At 41.8% G+C, this 7129-nt stretch carries 9 protein-coding genes; 5 read left to right on the top strand and 4 right to left on the bottom strand.

Annotated elements, in window-relative coordinates:
* From rlmD to F6K57_RS33725, 3 genes are all read right to left on the bottom strand, one after another.
* Positions 1 to 773: 23S rRNA (uracil(1939)-C(5))-methyltransferase RlmD (gene rlmD, locus F6K57_RS33715; protein WP_293072304.1), on the bottom strand; the 773-nt coding region annotated here is incomplete at its 3' end.
* Between the two features lie 115 nt (positions 774 to 888).
* Positions 889 to 1041 carry a hypothetical protein gene (locus F6K57_RS33720; RefSeq protein WP_293017404.1) on the bottom strand — a complete coding sequence of 51 codons (153 nt, stop codon included), beginning with the start codon at positions 1039 to 1041 and terminating at the stop codon, positions 889 to 891.
* A 23-nt stretch (positions 1042 to 1064) separates the two neighbouring features.
* Positions 1065 to 1187, bottom strand: coding sequence for a hypothetical protein (locus F6K57_RS33725; RefSeq protein ID WP_269087059.1), 123 nt, complete (start codon positions 1185 to 1187; stop codon positions 1065 to 1067).
* Positions 1188 to 1211: 24 nt separating this feature from the next.
* On the opposite strand from F6K57_RS33725, the gene apcD reads away from it, so the two are divergent.
* Together apcD and F6K57_RS33735 are read left to right on the top strand one after the other, a co-directional pair.
* Positions 1212 to 1706, top strand: a complete 495-nt coding sequence (apcD, locus tag F6K57_RS33730; RefSeq protein ID WP_293045677.1) for an allophycocyanin subunit alpha-B — start codon at positions 1212 to 1214, stop codon at positions 1704 to 1706.
* Between the two features lie 257 nt (positions 1707 to 1963).
* Positions 1964 to 2386 (top strand): hypothetical protein, encoded by a 423-nt coding sequence (locus tag F6K57_RS33735; RefSeq protein WP_293072305.1) that lies wholly within the window; start codon positions 1964 to 1966, stop codon positions 2384 to 2386.
* Positions 2387 to 2627: 241 nt separating this feature from the next.
* Here F6K57_RS33735 and F6K57_RS33740 read toward each other — a convergent pair whose 3' ends face one another.
* A complete protein-coding gene (locus tag F6K57_RS33740; RefSeq protein ID WP_293072306.1) occupies positions 2628 to 3428 on the bottom strand; it encodes a hypothetical protein in 801 nt (266 codons plus the stop codon).
* A gap of 550 nt (positions 3429 to 3978) precedes the next feature.
* Here F6K57_RS33740 and F6K57_RS33745 point away from each other — a divergent pair.
* The 3 genes from F6K57_RS33745 to F6K57_RS33755 all read left to right on the top strand — a co-directional run bounded on the left by F6K57_RS33745 (position 3979) and on the right by F6K57_RS33755 (position 6863).
* Positions 3979 to 4617 carry a hypothetical protein gene (locus F6K57_RS33745; RefSeq protein WP_293072307.1) on the top strand — a complete coding sequence of 213 codons (639 nt, stop codon included), beginning with the start codon at positions 3979 to 3981 and terminating at the stop codon, positions 4615 to 4617.
* Positions 4618 to 4632: 15 nt separating this feature from the next.
* On the top strand, positions 4633 to 5589 hold the full coding sequence (locus F6K57_RS33750) for a hypothetical protein (RefSeq protein WP_293072308.1): 957 nt from the start codon (positions 4633 to 4635) through the stop codon (positions 5587 to 5589).
* A gap of 872 nt (positions 5590 to 6461) precedes the next feature.
* The gene (locus F6K57_RS33755) at positions 6462 to 6863 is read left to right on the top strand and encodes a DCC1-like thiol-disulfide oxidoreductase family protein (protein WP_293072309.1); all 402 of its coding nucleotides are present in this window, start codon (positions 6462 to 6464) and stop codon (positions 6861 to 6863) included.
* Positions 6864 to 7129: the final 266 nt, after the last annotated feature.

The raw sequence follows: 7129 nt of genomic DNA on the forward strand, positions 1-7129 counted from the left end.
GGGTTATGATTCACACAAACACCAACCAGTTGGGGATAACGATTTAGCCAAGTTTGCCCTTGGACATCCAAGTCTTTTAAATTCAGATCCGTTGTGACCAAGGTCAGCAACATCTCGCCAGTCCGTTGTCCAATCTGTAACGAAAGGTGACGCAATCGTCCTTGGTGGCGGCTTTCGTTGTATATCGACCATCCCAACTGCTGAATATCCTGCTTAATTTCCCCTAGCAGAGGATTCAATCGCTGGTCTTGCACGGGGCATTGATTAAGATTAATCAGCTGGTGGCTACCTTTTTGGTAGTAACCCGCTTGAACTGAACCGGTTGCTGAGCGTTTGAGGGGATAGGTAGCTTTGTTTCGATAGCCCAAGGGAGAATCTGTGGTTAAGATTGGTGCTACGGCGGGTTCGCTAAATCCACCAATGCGTTTGAGGGCTTGAATCACCTGATTTTGCTTAGCCAACTGCTGATAATCCCAGCTAACATGCTGCCATTGACAACCACCACACTTATCCGCGACGATACATCTGGGACGAACACGATTAGGGGATTCCACTAACAGTTGGTGTAACTTACCAGTGGCATAGTTAGGTTTGACCCGCATCAGGCGCACCAAAGCTCTATCCCCTGTGACAGTATCCGGAACAAAAACGACCCGATTTCCTAGGCGTCCAACGCCATCACCACTATCACTGAGGTCTGTAATCATTACCTCAATCAGTTGACCTTGTTGCCAACACTCAGGGCTGGGCTGATTAGTTATCATCATTGGCATTATATAGCAAAGGGAACAGGGAGTAGGGAGTAGGGAGTAGTGAGATCGGATTCAGTCGCTCATGGTGGAAACCCCCTCAGGTCGGCGCACCCTTCGCTACCTGTAGGGTGTATTATTAAGGTATCCTAGTAGTTATAGCGTTTTTGCGTAAATCCTGATAGTTTTGTTGTAATGCCAGCTTGAGATGGCAAGAGGGGGCAACGGATAGTTCAAGGGAATGTAAAGGATGGGGTAAGAGGGGAAAGAGACTATCGATGCAAGCATGCATGGGTTTTGCTCTATTTGTTGATCTTATGCCCAATGCCCTTCCGTTGTGTCACCCAAAGTCGGTAAACTACTAATTAAAAGTTCTGGCAAGAAGTCCCGAGCTAAAATCTGTAATTTAGCTTGGGATGAATCGCCTGAGTAACTCAATAAAAAACTCCATAAACTAATAACATGAGTGTAGTTAGTCAAGTCATTCTCAAAGCCGACGACGAGCTGAGATACCTCAGCTCTGGTGAACTCAGAAGTATCAATGATTTTTTGCAAAGTGGTGAGCAGCGATTGCGCATTGCTGCCACCCTGTCGGAGAATGAAAAAAAGATTGTACAAAAAGCCAGCAGTCAGCTGTGGCAGAAACGCCCTGACTTCATAGCACCAGGAGGCAATGCCTATGGTCAGCGTGAACGGAATCAGTGTTTACGGGACTATGGTTGGTACTTGCGGTTGGTCACCTATGGTGTACTTGCTGGTGATCAGAAACCTATTGAAGACATTGGTATCATCGGGGCAAGAGAAATGTATAATGCCCTAGGTGTGCCAATGGCAGGGATGTCAGAAGCGATAAATTGCTTAAAAGAGGCATCTTTGGGAATCCTAACCGACGAGGAGGCTGAGCTGACAGCTCCTTTCTTCGATTACATTATTCAAGCAATGTCTCCTAAGTCCTAAGTCATTAGTCCTAAGTCATTGGTGATTAGTCATTAGTCATTGGTCATCTAAAAATAGCCAATGGTTAATTGTCAATGGTAAATTAACAATTAACCATTAACAATTAGCAATTAGCAATTAACAAAAGACTAATGATTAATGACCTCAAATCCCACGCATTGTAGTCGTGGGATTCTTTAAATTACATGTGGTTAATCAAAAAACTACCCTGGCTTTCATTATCAATTCTTCTGTTAAGCCATAGTATTTTTGGCTGGATGATATCTGTTGACTATCAGGAATTGATTACGGTAGAACAGACTACATCAGGATCACATCATTCCTTATTTAACGTATCGGTATGGCTCTGGCTGATCGGAGCCGTTTATATCTTGTTGATGGCTTTGGCTATAACTGCTCCAGTGTATCAGATTAGAAAATTGTACGGGACTTGGATGAAATCTGATACCAAAGCTTTTGTTTCCGTAATTTTCAGCTCTTTCCTAGGCGTTATCATCCTGCGCTGGATTCATTATTCTAGCCGTATCCTGGTGCTGATTGCTGCTGCTGCCTTAACCAGATTAGATCTTCAAACAGAAGGATACGGTGAATGGCAGGCTTTCTGGATTATCTGTGGGGTTTCTCTAACAGGTTTTAGTGTAGGGTTATTACTAAATCAGTTACTAATAGCAATTATATAGCCATGTTGATAGAAATGAGTGTCGTTTTTTTGGTAATGGGTAATGGGTAATGGGTAATGGCGATATCCGAGTCGTCAACCTTAAACCTTCTAACCTTAAACCTTCTAACCTTAAACCTTCTAACCTTCTAACCTTCTAACCTTCAACCTTCTAACCTTCAACCTTCAACCTTCTAACCTTAAACCTTCTAACCTTCTAACCTTCTAACCTTAAACCTTCTAACCTTAAACAATAAACACTATTAATCTGTCTGGGGCAGTTTAATTTGAACTGCTCCTTCTGGTGTGATGATCACTTTACCACCTAGGGCTTCAATTCTACTAATGGCGATTTTGCTAGTGCGAGGGTCAGGGGAGTTATTTAACACCATTGACCAAGCACTTACTTGAGCTATCTTACTAGTAGGATTGCGCCTTATAAATTCAGCAGTGTTGCGGGAAATTTCAGCAATGTTTTGACTTTGTTCATCAGGGGATTGACTTGCCCAATCGGCTGATTTTTCAAAGGATTGTTGGGCGGCTTTAGCGTCACCCAAAAATAATAATTCATCAATTCCTTTGTAACGCCACACATAATAAGACTGAGCGGGAACTTTAGGGGATAGTGACTGGAGTCCTTTTTCCATTAAGGCGACAGATTTTTCTGGCATTCCTGCATATAAGGAGCTACTGCTAGATATAAAAAAATACGCTGTTAAAAATTTGGGGTCTCGGTTTATAATAACGTCAAAGTACTCTGGGCTAAGCTGATAGCTAGTAATTCGGCGAGCGTCTTGATCACCAAAGTACTGAAGGAAATTCAGAAATACCCAGTCAGCTAATACATTATCGAAGCCAAATGTAGGTAGTCTCTGAAGCAGATTGAGATACACTTGTGTTGCTTCTACGTCTCGCTGGAGGTCTGCGGGTGAGGTGTTTTTGGAGCTTTGTTTGAGGGCATTGAGTTGGGGTTGCTGTAGCTTTCCAACTACTAATATACAACCTAGGAGAATTATGATTGCTCCTAGGGATTGGGTTAGTCTTTGAGGAAATTGCCAAGGCATCTGTTGTCGAAGATAAGATGAAGTATTAAGTACCTAGGAGCTGAGGGGGTGACATGAGCACTAAAAAGCTTATTATATAAGGCTTTGATGCGAATAAGCTCATGGAAGATACAGTCCCAAATTAACCCTCGATTCATTGTCTTGATGCAGTCGCTCATGGGGGAAACCACGGCAGTTGCTCATGGGGGGAACCCCCTTTGGCGGCACTGCATCGCTAAGTAACTTATGGGCTGAAATTATTACCCAGTAATGATTTCAGCTTGCATGTCACCCCCCCAGGAGTTTTCATTATCCTTCGGGGGCTCGTTCTTCCTTCTCCATCTACTCAGACTTTCTTCTTCTTGGCAACCCCCTCTTGGCAATGCTTTCAGCTACTTGTGTCAGTCAGCCAGGGTAAGAGGTGACAAATCCTGTGTACCTCATAGTTATGAAAAACATAGTATAGTTATGAAAAACGCTGTACTTTCTATAGACTTTACTTATACCTAAACTGCTATATATTATTAATCATGTATACAAATATCTGTCCTTTTTGAAATCATCCAAATTCATGCAACGTCGTGACCTTCTCTTTAAATATGGAGTTCCAGGCCTTTTAGCTACTGTTGCTCTTGTACAGCAGTATGCTTCCCATCAATTGTCTCTTACCCCTTGGAAAGGCGGAGGGTTTGGCATGTTTTCTACCCTTGATTCACCAGCCGCCCGCTTCCTTCGAATCTATATTGTGACTGACGAAGGGAAGACTCAGGTCAAGTTACCTAAATGGTTGGGTAAGCTCGCAACGGAGGTACGCACGATCCCCACAAAAAACCGTCTATTACGTCTGACTCGTGAGCTGGCTCAAAGCCAATGGATAAGTTACGCTTCGCCTAGCTCCGAGCCACCTACTCTCAATGAAGCTACTGTCAATGCTACGGAGGGAGACACCTCAAGCGACTACCTCTCCAACTTGGATTCGGAGGCTCCCGATCTTATAGATCGCCAAAGCGAAGTTCAACTTCAAATACAACGATTAACCCAATTATTGCCTCCGGAAGTTCTAAAAAAAGGTAAATCACTACCTAGTAAGGCTGAATTTATCGCTGTTAAAGAGGTGCAAGTTGAAGTATGGCAATATATGTTTGATCCTGAATCAAGCCAGGTCAAGGCACACAAACTTTCATCATCTGTCGTCAAAAGATTGTCCTAAAGAGATTTGAAGAGTATGAGTATCTCAAAAAGTAGCCAGGTGGAGATGCAGAAACAGCCAGCAACGGAGATAAATACAGATGAGATAAACCTAAGTTTGGGAGCTTTTATACGCTATATCAGGGAAGCAGATATATTTGATTTGTCGGCAATCATGACTCTGCTACTGCTGTTGACTTATCCTACCGATTTTTGGTACGTGGTGGTGCCAGTCCGAATTCTTTGCATTTTAGGACTTGTCTATCCAGCTTGGCAGCGGAATTACAGATTTTGGCTCTTGATTACTAGCATCGTTTTGGCAGGTGACCTCTACAACTGGTTCACCATAGACAACCATAAGTACCTTTTGGCCTACTGGTGCTTGGCGATGTGCTTCTCTGCCCGAAGTAGCAATGTTAAAGAAACACTTGCAGTAAATGCGAGACTACTGATTGGCCTGTGTTTTCTTTTCGCAACAATCTGGAAAATTATCTCTCCTGATTTTCTCAATAGCATAGCGTTTCACCATATTCTTTTGACCGATGTGCGCTTTGCCAATGTTGTGGATCTGCTTGGAGGGTTGCCCAAGGATCTCCTTGCTGAAAATCGGTCAACCCTTAGTAGTCTAGTTGCTCCTATGAGCAATCTCCAGTCAGTTGTATTGCAAGACTCTCAAACTGTTGGGATATTGGCTAAATTGTTCACCTATTGGGGTGGGGCGATCGAAGCTCTCGTGGCGATCGCTTTTCTGTTTACCAAAGGTCAGTGGCTGTCCAAGATACGTGATCTATTTCTGTTAACGTTTATAGTCACAACCTATGCGATCGCACCTGTTATGGGTTTTGGCTGGACGCTGATTATTATGGGCATTTCACAAGCAGAGCCCACCTTTAAAAACATCCGCTTGTACTATGTACTGGCATTTGTTCTACTCCAAATCTACCTATTTCCCTGGAGAGACATTGTTGAAAATTCACTTGGTTTCCTTAGTTGATACTGTCGGTATTAACCTTTGGTATGATCGGGTTACTCTTGAAAGATTTAAGACAGGATTATAATACCCACCGACATATATCTATAGCTTAGGTACTGACTTTTTTACACTATTAAAAAATACTAATTTTGATAGTGTTGACAGGGTTAAAGCCATCCTCTGTGTATGGGAAGAAACTTTCACTTCCCATACCTGGTGATAATTGAAACCTGTAAGGGGTAGATCTCATATTATTTGCAAAAAAGCCGGAAAGTGTGGGAACCAGGCCAGAGGAGAACGGTAAACCCATCTAATATTATGATCCGTATATTGTATATCTAGTCTTTATTAAATTCAATAGACACTATATATACATAATACATTATAATACATTGTCAACAATCACAATCACGCCTGGTTTATGAGAAATATCTCACGTTTGTTGACAAGATAACTATACCCTGTATAATTAAGCAGGTGGACAAAATCAATTCCACATTTAATAAAACTCAAAGCCTTACAATGTAAGGGTTACAGAGATAGCGAGTAGGTAATTATTTCTGTGTAGGTGCTTAATAAAGTTATAGCTTTAGGAGATAGGTATGAGTTGTGCCTTACGCTAGTGCCCCTTGGGTAGATTCCCTTGGAAAATCAGAAAGCTGATGGCTGATCATAAAATCACCAATAAAGCCCTATTATGCCCAGGACAAAAGCATCTACATTCTAGAAGCCTTGGTCAGAAAAGATTCCAAAATTCATAAGTAAAAGTACTTATCTCATGAATCTCATATCCACTAGGCATTCCAAAATAAGATGCATTGACCCTGCTATTATGTCCTAGATAAACAAAATTTTTCCATCCAATTCAATTCGGTATCAGGAACAGTAAAACCATGGAAGCAGCAATATTTTTATATGATGGAGACTGCGGTTTTTGTAATGCCACTGTTCTGTTTCTTCTAGAAAGAACAAAGCTGACATCATTACTGTTTTGTCCTCTCCAATCCAAATATGCTGAGAATTTCTTCGCTGAGCATGGGTATCAGCCCCCTGATCTAACCACTGCATACCTCTTTCATAATGGCCGTCTTTATCAAAAGAGTTCAGCGGTTCTGATGGCAATTACCTTAGCGGAAGGACCGGTTAGGAATCTAGGGATATTTTTGGCTATTCCGCCATTTATTCGAGATGGTGTGTACAATTTGATTTCTTCAGTACGTAAACAGATACAGCTAGGCCAAAGTAGTTGTCGGTTATTGACCCCTCAAGAGCGCCAAAGGTTTCTGTTACTATGAGTCAGTATTCTAGTTAGTACCTTACGTTGTTGCTGGCTTCTAAACTCCTACCCCCATTTACTTTCAAAGCTTTTCATCTCCATACTTAACCTTACCCTAGGATAATTTTACCTGGAGGAGCAAGAAAGATTATAAAAGTTAGGGGTACTATAAATTAAATATAGCAATCCTAAATGATCTGTGAATACAGATAGGGGTAAAATACTGATAATATCATAGGTAGTCATAGCTAAATCAACTGTTTAAAACCTATTTAGGGATGCTAT

The organism is Moorena sp. SIO4A5 (assembly GCF_010672005.1).
Taxonomy (GTDB): Bacteria; Cyanobacteriota; Cyanobacteriia; order Cyanobacteriales; family Coleofasciculaceae; genus Moorena.

Excerpts from the sequence above, each read along its gene's own strand:
- F6K57_RS33720 (WP_293017404.1), bottom strand. The coding sequence starts at position 1,041 with ATGCATGCTTGCATCGATAGTCTCTTTCCCCTCTTACCCCATCCTTTA.
- apcD (WP_293045677.1), top strand. The coding sequence starts at position 1,212 with ATGAGTGTAGTTAGTCAAGTCATTCTCAAAGCCGACGACGAGCTGAGA.
- F6K57_RS33735 (WP_293072305.1), top strand. The coding sequence starts at position 1,964 with ATGATATCTGTTGACTATCAGGAATTGATTACGGTAGAACAGACTACA.
- F6K57_RS33740 (WP_293072306.1), bottom strand. The coding sequence starts at position 3,428 with ATGCCTTGGCAATTTCCTCAAAGACTAACCCAATCCCTAGGAGCAATC.
- F6K57_RS33745 (WP_293072307.1), top strand. The coding sequence starts at position 3,979 with ATGCAACGTCGTGACCTTCTCTTTAAATATGGAGTTCCAGGCCTTTTA.
- F6K57_RS33750 (WP_293072308.1), top strand. The coding sequence starts at position 4,633 with ATGAGTATCTCAAAAAGTAGCCAGGTGGAGATGCAGAAACAGCCAGCA.
- F6K57_RS33755 (WP_293072309.1), top strand. The coding sequence starts at position 6,462 with ATGGAAGCAGCAATATTTTTATATGATGGAGACTGCGGTTTTTGTAAT.